The organism is Photorhabdus heterorhabditis, from assembly GCF_001280945.1.
Taxonomy (GTDB): domain Bacteria; phylum Pseudomonadota; class Gammaproteobacteria; order Enterobacterales; family Enterobacteriaceae; genus Photorhabdus; species Photorhabdus heterorhabditis.
In genome coordinates this window covers 161703-185909 of sequence record NZ_LJCS01000003.1, presented here as the reverse complement: position 1 = coordinate 185909, position 24207 = coordinate 161703, and the positions used below count along the sequence as shown (strand labels likewise).

At 42.5% G+C, this 24207-nt stretch carries 21 protein-coding genes; 15 read left to right on the top strand and 6 right to left on the bottom strand.

What is annotated here, in order from left to right; all coding sequences use genetic code 11:
* Together AM629_RS21755 and AM629_RS25095 are read right to left on the bottom strand one after the other, a co-directional pair.
* A partial coding sequence (locus AM629_RS21755) for an Rpn family recombination-promoting nuclease/putative transposase (protein WP_200905748.1) occupies nucleotides 1–96 on the bottom strand: 96 nt, incomplete at its 3' end.
* An 805-nt stretch (nucleotides 97–901) separates the two neighbouring features.
* Nucleotides 902–1180 carry a hypothetical protein gene (locus AM629_RS25095; protein WP_054475845.1) on the bottom strand — a complete coding sequence of 93 codons (279 nt, stop codon included), beginning with the start codon at nucleotides 1178–1180 and terminating at the stop codon, nucleotides 902–904.
* Between the two features lie 852 nt (nucleotides 1181–2032).
* Here AM629_RS25095 and AM629_RS02520 point away from each other — a divergent pair.
* The 11 genes from AM629_RS02520 (at nucleotide 2033) to AM629_RS02470 (ending at nucleotide 13369) form a co-directional block, all read left to right on the top strand.
* The gene (locus AM629_RS02520) at nucleotides 2033–2599 is read left to right on the top strand and encodes a type 4 pilus major pilin (RefSeq protein WP_054475844.1); all 567 of its coding nucleotides are present in this window, start codon (nucleotides 2033–2035) and stop codon (nucleotides 2597–2599) included.
* A gap of 38 nt (nucleotides 2600–2637) precedes the next feature.
* On the top strand, nucleotides 2638–3435 hold the full coding sequence (locus AM629_RS02515) for a prepilin peptidase (protein WP_054475842.1): 798 nt from the start codon (nucleotides 2638–2640) through the stop codon (nucleotides 3433–3435).
* A 111-nt stretch (nucleotides 3436–3546) separates the two neighbouring features.
* On the top strand, nucleotides 3547–5058 hold the full coding sequence (gene pilV / locus AM629_RS02510) for a shufflon system plasmid conjugative transfer pilus tip adhesin PilV (protein WP_054475841.1): 1512 nt from the start codon (nucleotides 3547–3549) through the stop codon (nucleotides 5056–5058).
* An 86-nt stretch (nucleotides 5059–5144) separates the two neighbouring features.
* Nucleotides 5145–5669: a hypothetical protein gene (locus tag AM629_RS02505; protein WP_054475839.1), complete on the top strand. Its 525-nt coding sequence runs from the start codon at nucleotides 5145–5147 to the stop codon at nucleotides 5667–5669.
* 85 nt (nucleotides 5670–5754) lie between these two features.
* The gene (locus AM629_RS02500; RefSeq protein WP_054475837.1) at nucleotides 5755–6096 is read left to right on the top strand and encodes a toxin co-regulated pilus biosynthesis Q family protein; all 342 of its coding nucleotides are present in this window, start codon (nucleotides 5755–5757) and stop codon (nucleotides 6094–6096) included.
* A 4-nt stretch (nucleotides 6097–6100) separates the two neighbouring features.
* Complete coding sequence (pilN, locus tag AM629_RS02495) at nucleotides 6101–7702, top strand: PilN family type IVB pilus formation outer membrane protein (protein ID WP_054475835.1); 1602 nt, start codon at nucleotides 6101–6103, stop codon at nucleotides 7700–7702.
* A 3-nt stretch (nucleotides 7703–7705) separates the two neighbouring features.
* Nucleotides 7706–9007, top strand: coding sequence for a type 4b pilus protein PilO2 (pilO2, locus tag AM629_RS02490; protein ID WP_054475832.1), 1302 nt, complete (start codon nucleotides 7706–7708; stop codon nucleotides 9005–9007).
* A complete protein-coding gene (gene pilP, locus AM629_RS02485; RefSeq protein ID WP_054475830.1) occupies nucleotides 8994–9539 on the top strand; it encodes a type IV pilus biogenesis protein PilP in 546 nt (181 codons plus the stop codon). Before pilO2 ends, pilP begins: the two co-directional genes overlap by 14 nt.
* A 23-nt stretch (nucleotides 9540–9562) precedes the next feature.
* Complete coding sequence (locus AM629_RS02480; RefSeq protein ID WP_054475828.1) at nucleotides 9563–11119, top strand: GspE/PulE family protein; 1557 nt, start codon at nucleotides 9563–9565, stop codon at nucleotides 11117–11119.
* A 12-nt stretch (nucleotides 11120–11131) separates the two neighbouring features.
* A complete protein-coding gene (locus AM629_RS02475; protein ID WP_235525378.1) occupies nucleotides 11132–12223 on the top strand; it encodes a type II secretion system F family protein in 1092 nt (363 codons plus the stop codon).
* 276 nt (nucleotides 12224–12499) lie between these two features.
* Entirely contained in the window at nucleotides 12500–13369 is an 870-nt protein-coding gene (locus tag AM629_RS02470) for a DMT family transporter (protein WP_054475824.1), read from the top strand.
* 668 nt (nucleotides 13370–14037) lie between these two features.
* Here AM629_RS02470 and AM629_RS02465 read toward each other — a convergent pair.
* A complete protein-coding gene (locus tag AM629_RS02465) occupies nucleotides 14038–15351 on the bottom strand; it encodes an FAD-dependent oxidoreductase (protein ID WP_054475823.1) in 1314 nt (437 codons plus the stop codon).
* Nucleotides 15352–15524: 173 nt separating this feature from the next.
* Between AM629_RS02465 and AM629_RS02460 the strand changes: the two genes are divergently transcribed.
* The 4 genes from AM629_RS02460 (at nucleotide 15525) to AM629_RS02445 (ending at nucleotide 19533) form a co-directional block, all read left to right on the top strand.
* Nucleotides 15525–16178 (top strand): TetR/AcrR family transcriptional regulator, encoded by a 654-nt coding sequence (locus tag AM629_RS02460; protein ID WP_054475821.1) that lies wholly within the window; start codon nucleotides 15525–15527, stop codon nucleotides 16176–16178.
* 307 nt (nucleotides 16179–16485) lie between these two features.
* Complete coding sequence (gene ldtD / locus AM629_RS02455; protein WP_054475819.1) at nucleotides 16486–18198, top strand: L,D-transpeptidase; 1713 nt, start codon at nucleotides 16486–16488, stop codon at nucleotides 18196–18198.
* Nucleotides 18199–18291: 93 nt separating this feature from the next.
* Nucleotides 18292–18840: a peptidoglycan L,D-endopeptidase MepK gene (mepK, locus tag AM629_RS02450; RefSeq protein ID WP_054475817.1), complete on the top strand. Its 549-nt coding sequence runs from the start codon at nucleotides 18292–18294 to the stop codon at nucleotides 18838–18840.
* Nucleotides 18841–18885: 45 nt separating this feature from the next.
* Complete coding sequence (locus AM629_RS02445; protein ID WP_054475816.1) at nucleotides 18886–19533, top strand: MBL fold metallo-hydrolase; 648 nt, start codon at nucleotides 18886–18888, stop codon at nucleotides 19531–19533.
* A 124-nt stretch (nucleotides 19534–19657) separates the two neighbouring features.
* Here AM629_RS02445 and AM629_RS02440 read toward each other — a convergent pair whose 3' ends face one another.
* The 3 genes from AM629_RS02440 to AM629_RS02425 all read right to left on the bottom strand — a co-directional run bounded on the left by AM629_RS02440 (nucleotide 19658) and on the right by AM629_RS02425 (nucleotide 23917).
* Nucleotides 19658–20848, bottom strand: coding sequence for an amino acid aminotransferase (locus AM629_RS02440; protein ID WP_054475814.1), 1191 nt, complete (start codon nucleotides 20846–20848; stop codon nucleotides 19658–19660).
* A gap of 235 nt (nucleotides 20849–21083) precedes the next feature.
* Nucleotides 21084–22253 carry a porin OmpC gene (ompC, locus tag AM629_RS02435; RefSeq protein WP_054475813.1) on the bottom strand — a complete coding sequence of 390 codons (1170 nt, stop codon included), beginning with the start codon at nucleotides 22251–22253 and terminating at the stop codon, nucleotides 21084–21086.
* 518 nt (nucleotides 22254–22771) lie between these two features.
* The gene (locus AM629_RS02425) at nucleotides 22772–23917 is read right to left on the bottom strand and encodes a porin (RefSeq protein ID WP_054475810.1); all 1146 of its coding nucleotides are present in this window, start codon (nucleotides 23915–23917) and stop codon (nucleotides 22772–22774) included.
* Nucleotides 23918–24207: the final 290 nt, after the last annotated feature.

Genomic DNA, 24207 nt, shown 5'->3' with positions numbered 1-24207 from the left:
CAGATAAAGGGATAAAAACTCCCTGGCCGTTTCGGGCTGCGTTAAAAAATGCTTGAATAACGCGTCATGGTGAGGCCGTTTTTCTTTCTTTGCCACAATCTGTTTCTCTGTCTTATCAGGTAGTCATTATTACTCATTGTTAAGGTATAGTATTTCTACCAAGTTACAAAAAACATTGTCTCAGATTTCCTCAGACAAATCTTTACCGAATGCATTAATAGAAGAGCCTAAAGAATAAAATACTAGAAAAGAAAAAACGAGAAAATATTATATTTACAACAACTGCTTTATGAAAGCTATTTATTTAAATCAGTTTTTAACTTGTATTCTAAGAATGATAATTCCTTTGTAAAAACATCGATTGCTTATATTTCCGTTAATCTTGGATGTTCAGATCGCAAAAATTTAACTGAGTTATCTTCAGGTGATCTATTATTTTTAAATGTTATTTAGGAATCAGAAAAACCTCTGCTTCACTTTCAGAAAATTCTGTTAGACCTTTATGTATTAAAGATTTTCCATATGTAATGTTGAGTGACATAAGATAGCCTAAGTCCTCTTTATTTTGCATCAGGTCATACAAACTAAGGAGCGATATTCTGGAATAGGTTTTTATATAAATTATTTAATGCAATGAATGTGTCGGTGGTATTTTCACTATGGCTCGGAGGAAAATGACATCTAGTACGGCAGACCCCGGTTAGGTACAGTTCCTCTATAGGGAATACAATATGGGAGGCGTTTTATAACTATCACAGACCCTGCGGTGGTTTGAAAGGTAAAACGCCTTATGAGATTTTTTTGAAAAAATGAGAACGTAAAAATACTCTGTCACTCTGTCACTCTGTCAGTGAGTCTTTACATTATCTGTATTATCTTATGCCACTCGCCAACAATAGAATTATTTTCTTTTTTTATTGCCGGCAGCAATACGGGCTTGTATTTCCTTTTGGGATAATGGCGTTGTAATGGGTGATGTTCGTGGTGTAATATCAAAAATATTCCTATCATAGCCATATCCACCGCCATTAATAAAATAGGCGCGCAGTGCGATATCAAGCCTATCGGTGGGATCAAATTGTCCACCTTTTAGTGTCAAATAATCCAGCCAGCTATTAATACGGGCAGGGGTATCTGTGGGTAAAAATGCATTGTCATTTGCAACGGCAAAAGCAGGCACTGCTGTTGATCCTGAGCTAACTGAGAGTGCAAGTGAGGCGTCTTCTTCAATATAAATGCCGGTATAGGTATAAGGTATGCATATAATTTTTATTTTATGATTATCATTAATTAATAGGGAGAGCAAGATGAATTTATTAATGATGTTACGTATCTATATATTTATATTGTTTTTGTAATTCAAATTGGGTAATTAATAGAGTTATTTTCTATTTATCTGGATTAATGACTTAATTTTATTTTTTTATTTGATCAACTTATGATCATTATGTGTATTTCGTTCTGTTATTTAAAAGATGAGTAGGTGTTATTTGGCTTTAATTGAGTATTTAATTCTCTATTCCCTTTCTCGATAGACTTTCTTGATAGATAGTGAGCAAAAATTTCCTGTCGGCATTTAAAAAACCTTGGTTAATGAAAGGCGTTTTTCTTTAGCAAGGAGCACTGCTGCATGTCCCATTGTTACGAAAATGTGATCTATGACAGGTTCGGTACAACAGTAAGTCTTAACAACAAGTTAATTTTATATATAAGAGAAATTTTCCAATGGTTGTTTGCAGCTAATTGGCAGAATAAAATCCATTGATTTTTTAATGGGCTATATCATCAGTTTTAATCGATATTCACGATTGAAATTAAAATATTTGATAGTTTTTAACGATCGTTTGTGCGATTTTTGAACGTTTTAAACAATTTTATTTTTCAAATTGTAACCTATAGTATTAATTTCAACATGAAACACTAAAGTGTTTTAAATGTTTTCGTATGTGTTATTATTACGTTAATATTTTATTTCATTTGGTGAGTATGTGAGTGGTAATACGTCTCTTATTTTGATTTTGGAGTGATTAGCATGAATAAGAAAGTCAATGTACTGCGTGGCGCCAAGCGTCAATCAGGTTTTACGCTGATTGAAGCATTGGTTGTGATGATTGTTGGTATTGTGATATTAGCCGCAGCAGCAGCCGGGATCGGTAAGTTGTTCCGGGCTTCGGAAATTTCAACTGAATCTTCAAATATTACTCAGATGGCAGCAAATGTGAAATCAATTAAAAACGGCGCTAAAGGCTATGACAGTTTGGATAACAAAGTTGCCATTAATTACAAAGTTGTTCCGGCTAATATGACTCAGGATGGTAAGGCCGGAATTATTTTTAATAGTTGGAATGGCAAAGTAACGATTTCTCCGGGAGATACTACCGCTCAGACGTTCAAGATTGAGTATCAAAATGTGCCTGATGAGGCTTGTCAGCAGCTTTCGCTGAAATTGCGGGTGGCGGGTTGGTCGAAAATGACCGTTGGTAGCGGGAAGGGGCAGCAGTCTGCTACAGAAATTAAACCAGATTCGACTTTGGCTCAAATTGATGCCGCATGTAATGCCAGTGATGCCAATACGGTGACACTTATTTCTGCCAGTTAGGACATTGATTCTTTAAGCGAATGCACCGGGAGATCATCATGGTGATAGGGTGGTTGCAATCTGAGACAGGATATTTAGTTTTGGTAGCAGGGTTACTGGGATTGTGTGTCGGAAGTTTTCTGAATGTGGTGATCTGCCGCCTGCCGATCATGATTATCTCTGAAAGCAATAATGAGACCGCTGGTTTTAATCTCTGTTTTCCCAGTTCTCATTGTCCACGTTGCAGCCACGTGTTGGCAGTCCGCGATAATATTCCCTTGTTGAGCTATTTGTGCCAGAAAGGGCGCTGTCGATACTGTAACGGTATGATTTCAATACGTTATCCATTGGTTGAAGGTACCGTGGCAGTGCTCTTTTCTTTGCTGGCTTTGTTCACTGGATGGAATTATTCGTTGTTGGGGTTATTGATGCTGAGTTCGATGTTGGTAGCGTTGGCTGTCATTGATTTCGAGTCTATGTTGCTACCTGATCAACTGACCCTTTCTTTGTTGTGGTTAGGGCTGTTGTTCAATCTGTATTCTGCCGGATTTGTGGCATTACCTCTGGCAATCAGTGGCGTGGTTTGTGGATATCTGTTTTTTAGGTTGGTGGGGTGGATTGCCCGGCAATTGATCCAGCGTGATGCGTTGGGAAGGGGAGATGCTAAATTTCTGGCGGCGCTTGGTGCTTGGTTGGGGGTGGAAGCGCTCCCATTGGTGGTTTTGCTTGCAGCAAGTCTCACACTAATAAGTTATCTGACGATTTGGCGGCTACGCAGAATAAGAACGGAGCCACAGATACCTTTCGGTCCAGGTTTGGCAATGGCTGGATTGATTGTCGCATTTTGCCAAAGGTAGCTAGGGAGTGGTATGAGCAGTGGTGTAGTCCCCTTAAGCAGGATCTCTTTTGGGGAAATAGGTTATCGGATGGAAGAGGTTTTCGTACTTATTATGTAAGAAGGGCTATTTATGCATGATGATGAGTCTGTATCTATATTGACGATACGCCGCCATGATGCAGGTTTCACTTTACTGGAAGTGATTGTTGCACTGATGGTACTGGCATCAATGATGGTGGTTGGTGTGGTTTATCTAAGTAGACAGAGTGACATGTTGGTGAATCAGGTAGTCGCCGGGCAGATCCAACATCTTGGTGATGCGGTGGTGGATTATGTTAATGACAATTATGTTGTTTTAAGTCATGGGGCAACGCCTGTATCAATCAATTGGGCAGAGATGATCCCCTATTTACCGCCGGGACTTGACCAGAATACGGTCAATCCGCTTGGTCAGAAATATGATGGCGTTTTGCGTATTGTCATGTTACCCAATGGCAAAAAACGCATTGATCCGTTGATTTATACCGTGCCGGCAATGGCTGATGGAAAACAGCCAAATGTGGCTGATCATTCGATGAAGATCGCGCAATTGATTGGGGTTGGTGGCCTGTATTTGGATTACAGAAATCGTGACAACCATAATCCGGTCACTTATTGGAATAGTTATGGTCAGGTTAATGCGCCTGAATCTTTTGCGGGTTTTTTCAATGAGCAGCCCGCTGAAATTGGCCGCATTTTTTATGCTCCGTTTATGCGGGATGCGTCAATCTATGGCCCCGGGACATTGGCGGGTGATTTGCTTCACCGACAAAAAACCGGGGGGCATCCAGAGTGGAATAAGATGGAAACCAGCATCAGTATGGGTGGCAATAGTCTCGATCAGGTGGATACGTTGTCGATGCAAGGCGCTGGAATAGTTAACGGTGCGAATAAGATAGCCTTTTCTTCCCATTCTCAAGAGAAACCATCTTATATTGAGCAAAATAATGACGGTGCAATAGTTATCAATCCAGCACATGGCTCGTTATTTATCCTTGATGGTAATGTTAATTCTGGTAATAAAGGTATTTTGGCTGCTGGCGAGGTTCAGGCAGATAAAAATGTCGTTGTTGGCAACAACTTAGTGATAAACACCAAAACTGGAAATTTTATTGGTGGTACTTGCCCAGCGTTAGGTAACGTATCCATGAACAAACAAGGGGAACTGCTGGTGTGTCAGAAAACCGGCATTAGTCCGCCGGCGTTGCAATGGAAAGACGCAACCGGAAGCGGGCGGTTATTTGCGGATCAACCGGTAATCGGGAATGGTGGTAAGGCAAATAGTCAGCCCTTTTTTAACAACTCTGATTTCCCTGTGTTAGTCACCGCTTCTACATCTCCGATTTCTGATGGCTGTTATATGTGTTGTGTGTTGGCTGTGTATGAGGCGGATAAAAATGGTAACAACCAAGAATCTGACTTACCGCTTGTTTTTCAGCGATCTGGATTAGTGGACTATCCAGAAGTGAGTACCAATGTAAATCGACAGAATACGAGGGCTTGTGTAGTGGCATTCATTGCGAGACCACATCACAAATATAACATTACCAGCGTATTCCACTCTTCTAAAAACAACATTCATATTTTGGGCAGTCATCACTGATGATTAACAGCACCCGGTATCTGGTTATTTGGAATTAACCAATCTATAGGATCACTGCTGTTTTTAACCTAAATAGGAGAACATCAATGTGGCCATTAGCTATTGTTGGGATCGCCGTCGGATTTTTCATGCAACTGATGTTCAGTGAGCTGTTGTATGAAGTGCGTGAGCAGTCAGTGCGTGCCAGGACTGATATAGCTGCGTTGTTTCGTAGCTATGCTTCAGCGGGGGTGCAATTGCTTAATAATCATTCTGTTGGTGTGATTAGTCACCGCAAGATGCAGCAAGCATTAACCACTCTGCATATGACGTGGGTGAATACCGATGCTTGGTGTAATCGCTTTTCCAGCCAGTGTCTTTGGGGGGGGATGATTTCGGGGAAGCATATCTATGTTTTCCGCAAAAATATCAACCCCGGCGACAATGTGTTGTTACATAGCGCTTTTGGAGAATTGCTTAAATGGGGAGCCGAACCCGATCAGATTGGTTTCAAGAGCGGCTCCAGGCTTATCGATGGTAGAGGAAGAGGAATAGGAAGTCCGCTTGCCAGACAATTACCGGATGATGTTCGGAAGTTTGTGTCTGACGGAGCGTTGGTGGAAATACTGTAGTTGTTGTTCTGCAAGTGGGTTTTCTTCGGGTCACTGAACTTGATTAATGGGTTGTTTGGCTACTTCTTTTTATTTGGAAAGATCGATGAAAAAAATAATCGCATATGTTTTGACGGCATTTGTCTGTATGTCAAATATCGCTGTTTACGCAGCACCTACGCCAACATCGGTTCCTTTCGCGGCGGTATGGATAGCAACGCCGGGGCAAACTCTGCGTGGTGTGACGCAAGAGTGGGCGAGTAAGTCCGGCTATCAGGTGGTATGGGATGCTTCCTATGATTTTCCGATCAGGGCTGGCTTGCGTTTTAATGGCTCGTTTATCCATGCGGTCAGTGAGCTGTTCGAAGCTTATGCAATGGCGAATCGTCCTTTCACCGTCGATATTTATCAGGAACAGCGACTTGTCCATGTACAGGCACAGGGGTAATAACATGCGTATCCAATTTTTGCAGTTTTTCAGATTGATATTGTTACCCTGCATAGTCGCTGGTTTGCCAAGTTGTACAGCAATTTCTAATGTCGATCATCGGGCAGATACCGAGATGGCAAAGGCTACAGATATTATCAAGGAATTACGTAATACTCCCGCTGCGGTAGCTGTTCATGTTCACGAGCATGGTTATTGGGTGTCAACCAAGGAGATTCCATCAAGGAAAGAGAGTGAGACCGTTTCCTGTATGTTGACTCTGGAGGAAGCCGAGCCGATGACGCTGAACCAGTTTGCAGAAAAGATCAAACGTATCTGCGGTGTGCCGGTGCTTATCAGTGCCGATGCGCGGCTTGCAATGTATTCCAGTTCGGCATCGGATGAGAAAGAGAGCGGCAGGGAGGTTGTTATTGTCAATTCGAACACTCAGTCAGGATCTGAAGGCAGTGGATCAGAAGAGATGAAAATCAACGTAAATTGGCATGGTTCTTTGGCAGGTTTGCTTGATTCGGTTATTTTATCATCAGGATTGCATTGGAAAGTACACAACGGTGCAGTGCATATTTTCAAAACAGAGACGCGGGTGTTTCAAATATATGCACTGCCGGGTACCGATGCGTTATCTTCCAGCGTGACGGCGACCACCAGTGCAACATTCGGTGGTGGCTTAGGTGGAGAGGATAGTGGTAACAGCGGTAGTTCCCAAACTCTTGCGACTTCTTTGACTCGTTCGGTGATGGATGAGATCCAAAAAACAGTATCCAATATGTTAACGTCTGGTGAAGGGAAGTTAACTTTGTCGATGGCGACAGCGTCATTGGTGGTAACGGACTCACCTGAAGTGCTTGATAGAATTAAGGATTATATCGATCAGCAGAACAAGTTACTGACAACGCAAGTGGTGCTTAATGTTAAGATCCTTAACCTGACGTTTGATCGGGCTGATCAGTATGGTGTTGATTGGTCACTGGCTTATAAAAGCGCTCACATAGGAGTGGGGGGGGAGGGCAGTAGTGCCATTAATGGGCGCGATATTAGTACGAATATTCATATTCTCAAGGGGCCATTTAGTGACAGTACCTTACTGATCAAGGCGTTATCGGCTCAAGGTAAAGTCTCTATAGTGACTCAACCTTCGGTGACTACACTAAATTTGCAGGCGGTACCGATGCAGGTCGCAACGCAGACCGGTTATGTTTCATCCATTTCTAACACCTCAACGCCACAAATTGGCACTTCGGTAGGGATTGAGCCTGCGACAGTAACGACGGGTTTTAATATGTTGATGCTGCCTTATGCAATGGCCGATAAGCAAATATTGTTACAGTACAACATTAGCTTGAGCGATTTAAAAAGGCTGGAGAAATTTGGCAAGGAAGAAACCGGTCAGGTGCAGTTACCGACCATAGACTTACGTGCATTCAGTCAGAAAGTGAGGCTACATTCAGGTGAAACTCTGGTGCTGTCAGGATTTGAGCAACAGTCAGATACCAGCGATCGCAGTGGCTTGGGTAGCCCGGATAATCAATTTCTGGGGGGAAGTCGTGAGGGTAAAAGAAACCATAATGTGATCGTAGTCATGATTACCCCTATAGTGGTAGATTGAAAAATGACCCAGACTGAAACAGGCGTGGAGCGCGCTATGCAAATCAAGTTATATGGTAAAACTTTGGTAGCAGGCATCATTTGGCAACCGCCTGTTACTGCGTTGGCGCGTTCTAATATACGTAGAAGTGGGATTGCGGCGGGGTTTACCTTGGTTGTCCGGCATCGTGTTGGACGATGTATACAGGTTGGGTATATACCAAAGGAGGCAGGCGCACCGGGTTGTTATTCATTAGCTGTTATCCTTGCTAAAGCCGTGGATAAGCCTAACTGGATAGGCGCGTTTTGTTTACCTGATGGACAGTATGCATTGGTAGCGGTACACCAGGGCGCGATAATGTCCGGACGTGATTTGATCGGGACTCGTGAAGAAATTGAAGCGAAATTGTGTGATACGGTGCAGTTGGTAGAGGGCGCCAATGGGGTTTGGAATGCGATCTATGCGCCGCCGGAATTTGAATCGCCGTGGCCGGAGATGTCATTGGTGCAATTGTTACCGAAGTCCGCATTGAGAAAATCAATTGGTCAGATCGAGAGTTTAACCGGCGAAATGTCGAAGTATCAAATTAAGGTCTTTGGCATGACCGTCGGCACTGTCTTCTTGTTGGCTGGTGGTTGGTGGATGTGGCACATCTATCAGCAGAATACAGCAATAAGAGTACCGGATTTATCTAATGAGGTGGTGGAAGTTCCACCGCCGCATCCGTGGCTTGCACAGCCAAAAATGGCATGGCAGTTTTCTGCATGGAATAAAGCTTTAGCCAAGGTTCCCTTATCGCTCGCGGGTTGGCAGGTTGAATCCATTATGCTGGACACTAATACGGTTTCCGTGAGTTATCAGCGTCATGACGGGATGCCGATCAACATTTTTCAGGTTGCGGCTATCAATATTTTCCGAGCTGGCCCGGTGATTTCTAATGGTGGGGAGCAGGCACAGGTCTTGATACCGTTTGAGCAGCCGCAAGGTCATGATCAGGAAAACAATGACGATGTGTTGCAGCCGTCAGATCAGGCGTTGATTGAGCTGATGTCTTATTTTCAAGCATTGGGTTTACCATCTCCAGTTTTGACGGAGGGTGCTTCCGTTTTGCCCCCTCCGCCTCCACTTTTGCCGGGGGGGGAAACGCGTGTGTGGTCTAATCCTGATTGGCAGACTTATGACTGGACACTGACTTCTCAGTTATCGCCGGATGCATTGTTTTCAGGTAAGCCACTTCCCGGATTAAGAGTGACCAGTGCCAGAATTGTGTTATCTGATGGTTTTCCTGAGTGGAAGCTGAGTGGAGTTTTCTATGCAAAAAATTAGCCAGCTTATAATTAGCCTGTTTCTATTTGTAGTGTCGGTATTTTCCTTGGCATATGCACAAACATCACCCACTGAGCTACCGGCAGCTCAGGCGAAGCATGTTGCCCAGAAGCCTGCATTGCCAGCGGTAACGACTGGCAGCGTTGCTGCGCAGCTGGAAAAGTTACAGACGGATTTGATGTTACTTAAAGCTGAAACCGCAAGGGCAAATGCTCAGGCTGAATTCGATAAAATTTCCAGAGAGGTGAGTAAAAGAGGTGCTGTCAATAATGATTTGCCTTTGGTCAAGTCAATTTTCGGGCGAAATGGGGCATTGACCGCGACACTCCGGTTTCGTTCTGGTGGCATTATGGACGTGAAAACGGGTGATCAGCTGCCAAATGGTTATAAAGTGATCCGCATCGATACAGGGGTAGTGACTTTCACCAAACAAGGGCGATTCTATGATGTCGGTCTTACGGCTACGAATGATGCATCGTTGTTGGATAGCCTTGATTTAATGGTTGCACCACCATTGCCGTTAAGCCATTGATCACTAATGGATGGAGATTTCTAATGGTAATAACAAGTTCCGATCTGTTGTGTATGGTCAGGCAAGGTGCAAAAGTTTTATCTGCCTTGAGCGGTGCACTTGAAATAGAGTTGGCTAACCGTAGCTTGATCTGCCTTGTTGAGTTACCCCAGCAAAAAGGGCAATGCGTACTTGCCGTGTCTGCATCCCACCGGCTTGATCCACATGTGCTGGCCTATGAAGAAACGGTTAAAAGACATGGTCTCATCTACCAAATTGTCACTTGTGGTATGGGAGATATATTAGAATTGTACCGTCTTAGTAAGGGGCATAGTCATGGGCTGGGAGGTACTGAATCGGATGTTCAGCGTTATATCATTCGCTTAATCAGTGAAGTGACTGAGGAGCGTGCGTCAGATTTACATGTTGTTGCTCGCCACAATTATTGTGAAATCCGTTGCCGGGTTGATGGTTATTTGCGACCAATCGGACAATTGCGCCCGGAAGAAGGATTACGATTATGCGCGACTATCTATCAAAGTATGTGTGATGTGGCCGAGCCGACGTTTAAGCCGATGCAGGCACAGCGTGCGCGAATGAAGGATGAGTTTCTGAGTGAATGTGGACTTTCCGGGGCGCGTATTAATACTCGTCCGCTCGATCGCGGCATGTTGATGGTATTGCGATTGTTGTATGCGGACAGCCCCGGGACAATGTGCACTCTAAGCGATCTTGGCTATTTGCCGGAACAGTGTCAGATCCTGGAAGAACTTATGGACCATCGGGCCGGTGTGGTCCTCTTGTCTGGTGCGACCGGTAGCGGGAAGAGCACCACCTTGAAAGTCGTGATGCAGAAGATGATAGCTGAACAAGCTGGCATTCATCTACTCACACTCGAAGATCCACCTGAATATGAGATTACTGGCGCTAATCAATCTCCTATAACCGGAGATCGAGGTGATAGCGTCGTTATCGAACAAGAATGGGCTATGGCAATTGCTGATGCAATGCGACTCGATCCCGATGTGATTATGGTCGGTGAGATACGTGACGCAGTGACGGCAAAGATGACATTTCGTGCAGCCATGACGGGCCATTTGATCTGGACCACGATACATGCAAACGATGCTTTAGCGATTTTGCCCCGCTTACAGGATGAGGCTGTGATGGAGTCGTTATTGATGGATTCGCGGTTGGTGATCGGTTTGGTCAGTCAATCGTTGATCCAGGTGTTATGCCCTCACTGCAAAGTTCCCCTGAAAGGGCATGAACAGGAAGTTTCCGATCGCCTATTGAAAAGGCTCAATCTTTACTGCCAGCCGGAATCAATTTACCTACAGGGAGAAGGTTGTGACTATTGTAAACAGTGCGGTACTTTGGGCCGAACTGTAGTTGCTGAAGTGATACGGACTTCCCCTGACTTAATGCAAGCTTATCGAATTGGTCACCATCACGAAGCAACCCGATATTGGATTACCGAGATGGGAGGATTAAGCAAGCTCGACGCACTTATTCGCAAAATAAATGACGGAATTATTGATCCCCGTGCTGCAGAACGTGTTATGGGGCCGATTATTCCTGCGATCAATCAAGTAGAGTGAAACGATATGGTTATGACCGATTTTGTTGAAAGACTGAACTATCGATTGACGAAGATACAGTTTGGTCAGAAAGCGCGGATTCGTTTTTACGGGCATCTTGTCATGATGCTGGAAAATCGTGTCATGCTGATTGATGCATTACGTGAGATGTATAATATTGCCAGCAACGAAGGCCATAAACCTAACAATGGTTGTGCATTGGTATTAAGTAGTTGCTATGAATCTGTGAGTCAGGGTAGCACTTTGGCAGAGAGCTTGCGGCAATGGATTGGTCCCAATGAAGTCGCAGTGATTGCTGCGGGTGAGCGTTCCGGCGATATATGTAGCGCTTTTATGGATGCGATCGCTATGATCGAAGCGGGTAATAAGATCCGCAATGCTGTTATTGGTGCATCTATTTATCCAGTGGTGCTTATTGGCATGATCTGCGTATTGCTGCATATTGTGGCAGGCAATCTGGTGCCCAAATTGGCTGCTGTTTCTAAGCCGGAAACTTGGGATGGTGCTGCTTATATCCTTTATTTGATGGGAACATTTGTTAACGATTATGGATTTTATTCGCTGATATTTATGGTGATATTGATCATTTTATTGTCGTTATCGTTGTCTTTTTTGGGGGGGCGATTACGAACGGTGCTTGACCGGTTTCCGCCATGGTCACTGTACAGAACTATTCATGGCAGTATGTTTATATTGAATGTGTCGTTGCTGATCCGCTCAGGGATGATGTTGCAATCGGCGCTGGAATTACTGCTGGAACAAGCGGGTTCACGTTGGTTGTATGTGCGTATCGCTGCTACGCTGGAGCATATTTCAATGGGGGCTGGTTTTGGCGAGGCGTTACGTGATACCGGTTATCGTTTCCCAGACGATGAAGCGATCAGCTATCTGAGGTTATTGTCACGATTGCAGGGTTTTGATCAATCAATGGCGAAGTTTGCACGGCACTGGTTGGATGAAACAATAGTTAAGGTGCAAATAGTGACTCGTGGGTTCCTGTTGGCTTCAATTCTTATGATTGGTGGCATGTTGATGCTGGTGGTTACAGCGGTGTCTGGCATTGAGAATGCTATTGAACAGTCGCTATCTATGCCATCTGTTTAATGTCGAGATTAATGATGAAAATCAGTCGGAATGAATACATTGACAGGCTTAAATTCTCATATATCCGTTATCTTTCAAGTTGCCTCTTTGTTGGCTGCACTCACTCACCCCGGTCACAGAGTTAGCTATGCTCCCGGGGATTCGCTCCCTTGCCGTCGCGATCCATCTTGAAATCCATTGGGTATAGTGTTTTTGTCAAAGCTGCATTATTGTACGGCATGTCATATGAGGAAATTATCATGTCTGTCATTAATAGCAAAAAATGGGTGAGGCCATATGCAGATAGTTAGTTACAAAAGCGTAATTTATACTCTGCTAGTCATTTTAATTTGGAGTTTTGGTTGGATACTAACCAAAGTCGGATTGGATCATATGCCGCCATTTACATTTGCGGCATTAAGGTTTGTAATTGCTGCTGTATTAATGCTTTTGATTGCAAGTATAAAATATAAATGTAATCACTTTAGTCGGAAAGAATGGTGTATTGTTATTCTAGTTGGTCTTACTCAAACTACTTTGATGTTTACCTTTATTAATATAGGTATGCAAAACGTAAGTGCTGGTAAGGCTTCTATCTTGATTTATTCTATGCCGATATGGAGTGCTGTATTGGCTTATTTGTTTTTACAGGAGCCACTAAAAGCTAAGGACATTCTAATTTTATGTTTTGGAATAATTGGCGTTTATTTTGTTTTTGTACCTGGCATTTCAATTGAGAGTGATATTTTTGGTTTGTTTTTATTATTGCTGTCTGCCATTTCATGGGCTGTTTCGAATATACTTGTAAAAAAATATTTTGCTAAACATAATAAGTTTGTATTAACTACATGGCAAATGTTGTTTGGGTCAGTTGGCTTGGTAGCTCTTTCTTTCTGGTTTGAGAATCCGCTAGGGTTATCTTTAAATTATATAGAGTGGGGAATATTACTTTATACCAGTATATTTGCTTCTGTTGTGGCATTTACTCTTTGGTTTTCTATTCTGCCATCACTCAATGTAATGTCTTCGACCATGCCATCTCTGTTAATCCCATTTTTTGTTATTATGTTTGATTCTATATTTTTAGAACAATCAGTAACCGTGTCTGTGGCGATGGGGCTGATTCTTATCGCATTGAGTTGCATTTTAACCGCTCTTCGTAAATAGGGGTAGTGACCGGATAGCTGCCATAACCGCCTTTTAGCGTTTTCTTGCACCGGTCAGTGCAGTATGGATGATTTCAAACGATATTAATAGAGGTAAGGCATTATGTTCTCGATAGGCATTTTAGCGTTCTACAACGAGAATTTATTGAAAATTCTGAAAAACTCACTCTCACCAATATTACGTCGTTTATGAACAATCATGAGAGGATAAAAACAAAGTTAAATAGCCTAAGTCCGGCGTAATACCGAACTTAGGCCATGTTAACCACCGGGTAAACTGTCCAATAATTGGAGTTCACTTTAATTTGGCAGTCTTTAATTTCCTAATCATATCCTTCTTTATATTTTATTAAGTTGAAAGTTAAAATCTCTCTTAGGTATCAAGATGTTATTTGTCGCCAGGATAATACATATATTCAAGTCCTGTAAAATAGGACAAGAGTCTACTGAATAATCCAGGCATGGATTATTTATTATTATTTTAGACAAAGACTTTCCGGTTGATGCGATAGAAGATAATCGCCTCTCTCTTATTGAGTCTTTATTTTTTCAAAAAGAGGATCTCAATTATTTACCAAAAACAGATTCTACTCTTGATATGAAACAATATTGTAGTAAACCTTCTACTAATCGTTCATTCAAGTTGTTTAAGGTAAAGTGAAAGTCTCTTTATTGTGTACTACTAAAGAAATTGGTAGTACCTAATTTTATTTTTCCCTGGTGTTGGACATATTTTTTTGACGGGAATAGCCGTCGTTTCACTGGTGGTAAAGCTTGTGCAACCCGCAGTGCAGTTCGGAATAGTATTCGCTTGATTATCGAGCTATTAGTTGTATTTAGGGTGGCGCGTAACGAAATTTCAACGGCTTCATTAGCATATATGCGCATCTGTTGTTCATAATCTGAGATCGCCTTAATTAAGTCTTCATGCCCGGATGCGACACGAGTAAGCTCCTGCGTGAGTAAAAGTGAATCTCGAAGTGCTGTATTTGCCCCCATTCCCATCACTGGCGGCATATTATGAATGGCATCTCCAAGTAATGTGACAGAGCTGGATCGCCAGGGTAAGAGATGGACCATACTGCGTATGGGCAGCATAGATATGTTTTCCATATCACTCTGTTTAATCAGGGTATACAGAGTTTGATCCCATGAAGTAACACGGGAGCGTATCAGCGCACACAGAGATTCAGCAGAAAAATCAGTAATAGTATCTGGGTAGCTGTTTGTTGCCGCTGCGTAGGCCCATACGATAAAATTATCATTTTCTGTCGAAGTGGTCTTTACTCGGGAATTGACCGGAGCACACCATTGAGAGATAAACATCCCATCGGAGCTTTTAGGCACGATATTGTTGGGGGACCCATCCTGCATATATGAGGGCAACAAGGTTGCAAGAGTCGGGGTAAGGCGCGAACGACCAATGGTGAGAGTGGCACCAGTATCCAGCCTTTCTATGGCAGGTAGGTACTGCTTGCGTACTTTTGAATTGCTACCATCTGCACCGATAAGAACATCAACATCTTCGTGACTTCCATCTGTAAAAAAAAGCTTGATGCTATTGTTTTTAATGTGTTCATAGCGCTCGAAGGTTTTGTTCCATTGAATTGTATCTGAGAGTCCCTCGTGTAGTATTTCAATAAGATCAGATCTGTTGATTAACATTCGATTTTCGGAAGTGATCTGTCCATCCTTCTGACGGATATCGCTCTGGGCCGAGAGAAGAAGATGTAGATGCTCATCATAGAATCTTATCTGTCCACCAACAGATTTTGAGATTTTTTTAAATGCCTGCCAGTTGGTATCCGGGAGGCATTCCTGCATTGCTTGTTGGCCGAATGTGTCGATATAAATTCCATAGCCGGAAGGTATGGATAATGTGGAAGAGCTACGTTCATAGACCTTCACTTTTATGCCGTTTTTGCGCAGGCCATGAGCCAGGCATGCTCCACCAATTCCTGAACCAATTATTCCAACGTTCATTTATTTTTTCTCCGTAAGTAGTACGATGTGATTCTGAAAGAATCGTGGTGACTGTAGCTGGCTGGGACCGTCTGATCTCAGACATCAGTCGTGTTACTGCTATAGTTTTATGCTATAGTTTTAATAATAGTATACCGTACCGTTCGGTACCAATAAAAATCAGGTTTTTTTACATGACAAATACGCCTAAAGCCCAAACAGATCACAAAAGAACCCGTTCGTACTCTAGAATTTCAGGAGAACGCGTTAACGAGCTGTTGAAAGTCGCTGCTCAAGTATTTGCAGAACGGGGTTTTGATGGTGCCAGTGTCAATGAGATGGCAAAACGTGCTAATGCTTCGAAAGGGACTTATTATAGCCGATTCCCTTCTAAAGAAGAGCTGTTAGTGGCCGTTATCAGGCAGAGAATACAAGATGTTGAAGTTGGTCTGGATAAGGCCATGAATCCCGAACCGGATATTGGGAAAGCGTTAACAATTTTTGCAGAGGAAATGTCCACAGTAATCCTTTCTGAAACAATGATCGAAAACTATCGGGTGGTAACTTTGGAGTCCCAACGTTTTCCACAATTGGGCAAGATTTATTATGAAAAAGGGGTGAAACAAATCGTAGATTTTTTAGTCGAATATCTGGTTCGAAAGGTGCAAGAAGGGAAATTGAATATAGTAAACCCGGAAATCTCCGCAGAGGTGTTTATCGATAGCATCATTGGTACGCCAAGGCTTAAGGCTACTTTAGGCATTGGTTTACTCACTCAGGAGGAGAAATCTCAGCGAATTGCTATCGCTGTTCAGTCATTTCTCGCTGCATATAGTATTGCCTCATGATAGTTACATTACCGTAACCGGAAAGTTATTGCGGGAATGGAGTTAATTAAGGACCTGCCCGTTATCAGGCAGGTCTCTTTGCGGAATTGGGCCAGAATAACAGTAACGCGGTTTGAATGTCGTGAAATAGACGCTTCGGCGTCTTTTTCGTTCTTTTGTGCTTAGTTTACTTGCGATTATTTATTGTATTTCCTTTGTAGGTAAATAGTTTACAATGTATTAACTTATTGTTTTTCTTTGATTAGAGTCTGAATTTATCATAATCAAAATTGATTTTTGAAGATGTTCGGAATATGGGTATGTTGATATGGTAAAAAGAGCGATAAGGCTACTGCGCATTTCGGTTATTTGCAGTGCATTGATGGTAGCTGGATATGCTTTAGCTAATCATCAGAGTAGGCTGGTTGAAGATGATATTCAAAATCTGTCAAAAATACAGGCCGAAAAGATATCTGAGACGATAACCCCTGAACAAGCACCAATTCAAACTGCTGCAATTTCAGAAATAGAACGTCGTGAAATGCTTCGAAGCTGGTTACCAGCACAAGTTAAGCCTGTTTTCTTTGAGCGATTGGTTAGTTTGTACGCCGTTAACCAGATGCAACCTTTATGGCAGAATAAAGCCGCCGCTCAGCATCTTAAACAACAACTTTCAGAACTTGCATTGGCGGGCTTTCAACCGCAATTTGGTCAATGGCTGACTGAACTCAATGATTCCCAATTGAGTCATATGGGACGGGATATCATCTTATCGGATGCTATGCTAGGTTATTTACAGTTTGTTTCAAATGTCGGTCAGCAGGGGCAAAGCTGGCTCTATCGTACTACGCCATACAAAATTGTTTTACCTTCACCAGTAGTTATAGATCAGTGGCAGCAAGCTATTGCAGATCGCAATGTAGCAACTTATGTTGCAGCGTTAGCACCACAGCATCCACAATATGGAAATATGCGCAAGGAGATGATGAAACAATTGGCTGATAGTAAAATGTGGCCACAACTTTCTGACAAAAGCGTATTAAGGCCAGGGCAGAGTAGCCCTGATGTTACAGCTTTAAAAGAAATACTTATTCGCACCGGTATGTTGAGTGAACTGATAACCAAATCAGATAATACCTACAACCCTGAATTGGTCGCTGCGGTAAGAAGTTTTCAGCAATGGCAGGGATTGGCACCAGATGGTGTGATTGGTAAACGCACAAGGGATTGGCTGAATACTTCACCTCAAGATAGAGCTGGATTGGTGGCGCTTAATATCCAGCGTCTGCGGATTATCCCGGGTCATGTATCCACTGGGATTATGGTCAATATTCCTGATTATTCATTACAGTATTATCTTAATGATCAGGAAGTGCTGAACTCGAAAGTTATTGTTGGTCGCCCAAGCCGTAAAACACCCATTATGAGTAATGCACTGAATAATGTGGTGATTAATCCGCCCTGGAGTGTACCAACCAGTCTGGCAAGAAAAGATATTGCACCACGAGGGGTTAATGATCCCGGATATTTCCAGCGCCGTGGCTATGTTATCTTTTCAAGCTGGCGTGCTGATGCCAGTGTCATTGACCCGTACACAATTGATTGGAATGTGATTACACCGGCTAATTTTCCTTATCGCATATGGCAAGCCCCGGGGGCGGCTAACTCACTAGGCCGCTATAAGTTCAATATGCCAAATTCTGATGCTATCTATTTGCATGATACGCCAAATCATAGTTTATTTGACAAAGATATTAGGGCGATTAGTTCTGGTTGTGTCCGGGTTAATAAAGCTTCGGAATTGGCCAGCATGTTACTGGGAGATGCTGGTTGGAACCAAAATAGAGTGAGTAATACCCTGAAACAGGGCAATACGGCTTATGTTAATATCCCGCAGCGTATTCCGGTTTATTTGTATTATTTGACTGCCTGGGTAGATGAGCTGGGAGTAGCACAGTACCGCACAGATATTTATGATTACGACAACAGTGTGAGACAAGGTTCCCAGTTTTTGTCAAAGTTATTACCTTTACAAAACTAAATGCAACTAATTTTCACTATCATCGGTCATAGTAACCGGTGTTTGGCTGCTAGTTGGCTTATTTTTTTCCATAATCTGGGTAGATATTTCTTCATGGATATAATCGATTATAACCGCCGCAAGTGGCTTAGTGTGGGGGTGGCTGCTTTAGGCTTGAGTGTGTTGCCGGGGCCGGTTTTTGCTACTTTGACGACTCCCCGCCCACGAATTTTACGTTTTGACAACTTACATACTGGCGAAACGATCAAGGCTGAATTTTTCGATGGTCATCGTTATAACAAAGAAGAATTGGCTCGTCTGAATCATCTGTTTCGTGATTATCGCCAAAATAAAGTTAAGACTATCGATACTAAATTATTTGACCAAATTTATTTACTGCAAATGATGCTGGGTGTTAATAAGCCTGTACAGCTTATTTCTGGTTACCGCTCACTGGTGACCAATAATCAGTTGCGCAAGCAAAGCAAAGGTGTTGCTAAACAGAGTTACCATACCCGTGGGAGGGCGATGGATTTTCATATTGAAGGTATTGAGCTTAGTCGTATCCGTAAAGCTGCTTTGAAAATGAAAGCCGGAGGTGTGGGATACTATCCAAACAGTAATTTTGTTCATATTGATACAGGTCCCGTTAGGACGTGGTAATCTGGTGAGTAACTATTTTGTTTTGACTATGGAGTAAATGAAATAATGAAATACCAAGTTATTCCTGTTACTGCTTTTATGCAAAATTGTACCCTTATTTGGAATGAAGAGACTAAGGAAGCGGCAATTGTTGATCCGGGCGGTGAGGCAGCAAAGCTGATCGCTGAGATAGAGAATCTCGGTTTGAAATTGACCCAGATTTTACTGACTCATGGTCATTTTGACCATGTTGGTGCAACAGTAGAAGTCGCTAAGTATTTTAATGTACCAGTTTATGGGCCACAGCAGGAAGATGCTTTCTGGATCGAAGGCTTACAGGCTCAAAGCCGGATGTTTGGCATTGAAGAATGCCCATCATTTGAGCCTGATCGCTGGTTGAATGAAGGTGATGAATTACGAGTTGGTGGGGTCGATTTGTCCGTATTGCACTGTCCGGGGCATACACCTGGGCATGTGGTATTTGTGAATCATACCGATAAACTGATTTATATGGGAGATGTACTGTTCAAAGGCGGAGTTGGGCGTAGCGATTTTCCACGCGGTAATCACCAGCAGTTAATCAACTCAATTAAAGATAAACTTCTGCCACTTGGTGATGATTATAAATTTATTCCGGGGCACGGACCAATGTCTACATTAGGCTATGAACGGCAGACCAATCCGTTTTTACAAGACGAAGTACCAAGTTGGTGATGGAACAACGGTATCTATATTAAATAAGAGTTGGTTTGAATAGCTGTCTAGTGGTGACATTGCATCTTCTGAGTGATAAAAACCGCTGAATTTCAGCGGTTTTTATAGCAAGGCAAATATTGACTCAGAGGACCGCAACAATGGCTTCACATAGCGGAGCCATATTCTCTAGTGTCAGGCCAGCGACGTTAATACGGCCGGAACTGACCGCATATATACCAAATTCCTCACGCAGGCGCTCTACTTGTTCTTTTGTCAAACCACTGAATGAGAACATACCATTCTGGTTGATAATGAAGCTGAAATCTTGGTTTGCACCTTTTTCTTGTAAGGTGTTTACGAACAGTTGACGCATACGCTGGATACGTTCGCGCATGGTAGTCAGTTCTTGTTCCCAGACAGCTTTCAATTCTTCATTTGACAAAATAGTGGCGACAATAGACGCACCATGAGCTGGTGGGTTGGAATAGTTAGAACGGATAATCGCTTTAGCTTGGCTGAAAGCTTTTTCTGCCGTATCGCTGTCTTTGGCAACAATAGTACAAGCGCCAACACGCTCATTGTACAGGCCAAAGTTTTTGGAGTAGGAGCTGGCAACAATCAGTTCATTATGATTTCTGGTAAAAATGCGTAAACCTTCTGCATCTTCATTCAGGCCCTTGGCGAATCCCTGATAAGCGAAATCAAAAATAGGTAACCAGCCTTTTTCCGCAGATATTTCTGCCAGTTGAGTCCACTGTGCTGGGGTTGGATCAATACCTGTCGGGTTGTGGCAGCAGCCGTGGAACAGAACGATATCACCTGCCTGAACTTCAGACAGGCTTGCCAGCATGTCTTCGAAATTCAGGGCGTGCTTTTCAGCGTCATAGTATTGATATTCGTAAACTTCCAGGCCAGCGGCAGAAAAAACATTTTTATGGTTTGGCCAGGTTGGATTGCTAATCCAGACTCGTTTAGCATTAGTCTGTTTGGCAACAAAATCTGCGGCAATACGTAAAGCACCTGTACCGCCTGGGCTTTGTGCAGTACGGGCGCGTTTATCTGTTACGATAGGGCTATCTTTACCAAACAGCAATTCCTGAGTGACACGACCAAATTCAGCTAAGCCGCTAATCGGCAGGTAATTCTTGGTCGTCTCGTTTTCTAGCAGGTATTGCTCTGCTTTTTTGACACTGGTCAGAACAGGGGTTTCTCCTGTTTCATCTTTATAGACACCAATACCAAGGTTGATTTTATTTGTACGAGGATCAGAACGAAAACTATCGGCTAAGCCAAGAATAGGGTCGGCAGGCGCTGCGGTGATTTTCTCAAACATGTTTGTGATTCCAAAGCTCTGAGTTAAGCCTAAAAGGGTAGTCAGGTTAACGCCGCCGAAACAGTTTGCCAACTATTTGTAGCAAAAAGAAGATAATCTTGTGAAGCAGTTTGCGGAGTGAAAAAAAGTTTAAATAACAGTAACAAAAGATAGGTATAAAAAAAGCAGCACTTGAAGCGCTGCTTTATTTCAATTATGTCTAACTTGTTCAGTTAAACATATTCATCAATGGTAATTAGAACTGGTAAACCATACCTACACCAACAACGTTGTCAGTGCTGATACCAAATGATCTGGTGAAGTCATTTTTATCCAGCAGGTTGATTTTGTAATCAACATAGGTAGTCATGTTTTTGTTCAGGTTGTAGAAAGTGCCGACAGAGATATATTTAACGAGATCGTGGCTGCCGGATTCTTTCTCATAACCACGAACGTCGCCGAACAGGCTCTTACCTTTAGACTGGACGTATGCCAGAGATGGGCGCAGGCCGAAATCGAACTGATACTGAGCTGTTAATTCGATGTTCTGAGTTTTGTTGGCGATATTTTCCTGATTGTCTCCATCGGCATCTTTTCCACCAAAGCGAGTCATGTTACGGGTTTCACCGTACATGGCAGCCAGGTAGATATTATTGGCATCGTATTTAGCACCGATGTTCCATGCTTCAGCGCGTTCACCTAAAGCAGTAGATCCCTCAGGTTTGCCTGTATCTTGATCAATACTAAAGGCGGTTTTTTGTGCAGTAGTACGAGCAGAGTTAGAGTATGCACCACCTACGCTGATACCGTAACCTGCGTCATAAATTGCAGCGAAACCGTAGCCATCACCATTGTCTTTACGTTCGATACGATTATTACTGGTGTTTTCACTGTTCTCACCCTGATATTGCAGAGCGAAGTTTAGACCATCAACCAGACCGAAGAAATCAGTATTACGGTAAGTTAACAGACCAGTAGAACGGCCAGTCATGAAGTTGTCAGTCTGAGCCATGGAGTCACCACCAAATACTGGCAACACGTCGGTCCAGGAGTTGACATCATACACAACACCGTAGTTACGGCCATAGTTCAGTGAACCGTAGTCGGAGAACTTCAGGCCAGCGAAAGCCAGACGAGTTTTAGTTTCTTCGTCAACAGCTTCTGCACGGTTACCTTTGATATTGTATTCCCAACGACCAAAACCGGTCAGTTGGTCATTGACTTGAGTTTCACCTTTGAAACCCAGACGAGCAAAGGAGTTGTCGCCATCTTCACCGCTGTTATTGTTAGCGAATTGGTGACGAACATCAACTTTACCGTACAGGTCCAGTTTGTTACCGTCTTTGTTATAAATTTCAGCTGCATTTGCTGCGCCAGCAGCCAACAGAGCTGGGATTACCACTGCAAGAACATTGCGTTTCATCATTATTATTACCCTCATTGGTGTTATATTCGGACACCTGCCACTGCTATAAATAATTCTTTAAAAATCTATGGAACTATTTGTGAGAGTTTAGTGTCGTCTTTTTCGCTGTCAAGTGTTTCATTGGTTGTTATTTTTATCCACTCACAAAGTGCTATAAAAAAAAGAATTTAGTAATAATGTGAAACAAAGTGTTTCAAAATGTAAATGATGGGTTATTTTTTGAACGCTGGTTGGTCCAGCTGTTCAAAAGAGCAGAAAATGAATAGGAGTCAGTGAAGGGAAAAAGTATCTGTTGATCTTAGTAAAAAAGGTAAAACAAAGTGTTAATTTTTCATGAAATTTTTTATACGTAATTTGCTGATATTTTTATCTGCACATTGCCTCAGTCGCCGTACTATTTTTAATCAATGGTGTGATTATTATTATTCCTTGAAAAAAAGAATGGCGTTCACTTTAAATGAACGCCATAACGTATTAATTGGGTTTTCCGTAGGTCTGTTTGATTTTATTTCTGCTAATTAGAACTGATATACCAAGCCTACACCAACAGCATTTTGGGTATTAACTTCGAAATAGTTGGTATATTTGTTGTCTTTTACTAAATTGATCTTGTAATCAATGTAGGCAGACATATTTTTGTTAAAGTTGTAATAAGAACCAATGGAAATGTATTTTACCCAGTCCTGATTTGTAAAAAAATTTGTTCCCTTGGATTGAACATATGCTAGGGATGGACGCAGACCTGAATCAAACTGATATTGAGCGGTTAATTCGATGTTACGGGTTTTTGCAGAGACGATATCTTGGTAGCCGAAAGAGGTCATATTGTGGGTTTCACCGTACATAGCAGCCAGATAGATGTTGTTGGCATCGTATTTAGCACCAACGTTCCATGCTTCGGCTCTTTCACCGCGAGCGACAGACGTCACTAATCTTTCATGTATGATAGGACGGTCAGCGTTGGAATAGGCACCACCCACGCTGATACCATATCCCAGATCGTAAGTTACAGATAAGCCAAAACCGTCACCGTTACTACCACCATTAGGTTTGATGACATCACCTCGCTTGCGAAGTGAATTACGACCATTTTTGTTGTCTTCATCGTTCTTACCTTGATATTGCAGAGCGAAGTTCAGACCATCAACCAAGCCGAAGAAGTTAGTATTACGGTAAGTCAGAACACCAGTCGCACGATTAGTCATGTAAGTGTCGGCCTGAGACATGGAGTCACCACCGAATACTGGCAATACATCGGTCCAGGCGTTGACATCATAGAGAACACCGTAGTTACGACCGTAGTCCAAAGAACCGTATTCAGCAAACTTCAAACCAGCGAAGCCCAGGCGGGTTTTGTTACCTTTAGCTCCGTCTGCTTCTGAGTTGTTAGCTTGAATTTCGTATTCCCAGCGACCAAAACCTGTCAATTGGTTATTGATTTGGGTTTCACCTCTGAAACCCAGACGAACATAGCTTGCATCACCATCTTCACTCTGGCTAGGATCACTATCTGATTTTTGGAAGGCTTTAGAAAATTGATGACGTGCATCAGCTTTACCATACAAATCCAGTTTGTTTCCGTCTTTATTATAAATTTCAGTGGCATTTGTTGCGCCCGCAGTTAACAGTGCTGGGATTACCACTGCAAGAATACTACCCTTCATTAATTGTTACCTTCTATTAATTTCCGTCATTGGTGTGATTCGGACATTTGTTACTTCAAGAAATAATTCCTTTAAGAAAATCTTTGGAACTATTTATGAGAACATGGTGCTGTCCGTGTTGGGGCAGAGTTTTCCATTGGTAGAGGGCTTTATCCACTAATAAAGTGATACAAAGAGATGATTTTTGTAATAAAGTGAAAATAATATATGTGAAAATGTAAATATGGAGAGATTTATGATCGCCAACGGGATAAAAAAACAAAAAAGCCAGCAAAAGCTGGCTTTTTTAT

What these genes read in the sequence shown, in the direction of transcription:
- AM629_RS02520 (WP_054475844.1), top strand. Translation starts at nt 2,033, where the DNA reads ATGAATAAGAAAGTCAATGTACTGCGTGGCGCCAAGCGTCAATCAGGT.
- AM629_RS02515 (WP_054475842.1), top strand. Translation starts at nt 2,638, where the DNA reads ATGGTGATAGGGTGGTTGCAATCTGAGACAGGATATTTAGTTTTGGTA.
- pilV (WP_054475841.1), top strand. Translation starts at nt 3,547, where the DNA reads ATGCATGATGATGAGTCTGTATCTATATTGACGATACGCCGCCATGAT.
- AM629_RS02505 (WP_054475839.1), top strand. Translation starts at nt 5,145, where the DNA reads ATGTGGCCATTAGCTATTGTTGGGATCGCCGTCGGATTTTTCATGCAA.
- AM629_RS02500 (WP_054475837.1), top strand. Translation starts at nt 5,755, where the DNA reads ATGAAAAAAATAATCGCATATGTTTTGACGGCATTTGTCTGTATGTCA.
- pilN (WP_054475835.1), top strand. Translation starts at nt 6,101, where the DNA reads ATGCGTATCCAATTTTTGCAGTTTTTCAGATTGATATTGTTACCCTGC.
- pilO2 (WP_054475832.1), top strand. Translation starts at nt 7,706, where the DNA reads ATGACCCAGACTGAAACAGGCGTGGAGCGCGCTATGCAAATCAAGTTA.
- pilP (WP_054475830.1), top strand. Translation starts at nt 8,994, where the DNA reads ATGCAAAAAATTAGCCAGCTTATAATTAGCCTGTTTCTATTTGTAGTG.
- AM629_RS02480 (WP_054475828.1), top strand. Translation starts at nt 9,563, where the DNA reads ATGGTAATAACAAGTTCCGATCTGTTGTGTATGGTCAGGCAAGGTGCA.
- AM629_RS02475 (WP_235525378.1), top strand. Translation starts at nt 11,132, where the DNA reads ATGACCGATTTTGTTGAAAGACTGAACTATCGATTGACGAAGATACAG.
- AM629_RS02470 (WP_054475824.1), top strand. Translation starts at nt 12,500, where the DNA reads ATGCAGATAGTTAGTTACAAAAGCGTAATTTATACTCTGCTAGTCATT.
- AM629_RS02465 (WP_054475823.1), bottom strand. Translation starts at nt 15,351, where the DNA reads ATGAACGTTGGAATAATTGGTTCAGGAATTGGTGGAGCATGCCTGGCT.
- AM629_RS02460 (WP_054475821.1), top strand. Translation starts at nt 15,525, where the DNA reads ATGACAAATACGCCTAAAGCCCAAACAGATCACAAAAGAACCCGTTCG.
- ldtD (WP_054475819.1), top strand. Translation starts at nt 16,486, where the DNA reads ATGGTAAAAAGAGCGATAAGGCTACTGCGCATTTCGGTTATTTGCAGT.
- mepK (WP_054475817.1), top strand. Translation starts at nt 18,292, where the DNA reads ATGGATATAATCGATTATAACCGCCGCAAGTGGCTTAGTGTGGGGGTG.
- AM629_RS02445 (WP_054475816.1), top strand. Translation starts at nt 18,886, where the DNA reads ATGAAATACCAAGTTATTCCTGTTACTGCTTTTATGCAAAATTGTACC.
- AM629_RS02440 (WP_054475814.1), bottom strand. Translation starts at nt 20,848, where the DNA reads ATGTTTGAGAAAATCACCGCAGCGCCTGCCGACCCTATTCTTGGCTTA.
- ompC (WP_054475813.1), bottom strand. Translation starts at nt 22,253, where the DNA reads ATGATGAAACGCAATGTTCTTGCAGTGGTAATCCCAGCTCTGTTGGCT.
- AM629_RS02425 (WP_054475810.1), bottom strand. Translation starts at nt 23,917, where the DNA reads ATGAAGGGTAGTATTCTTGCAGTGGTAATCCCAGCACTGTTAACTGCG.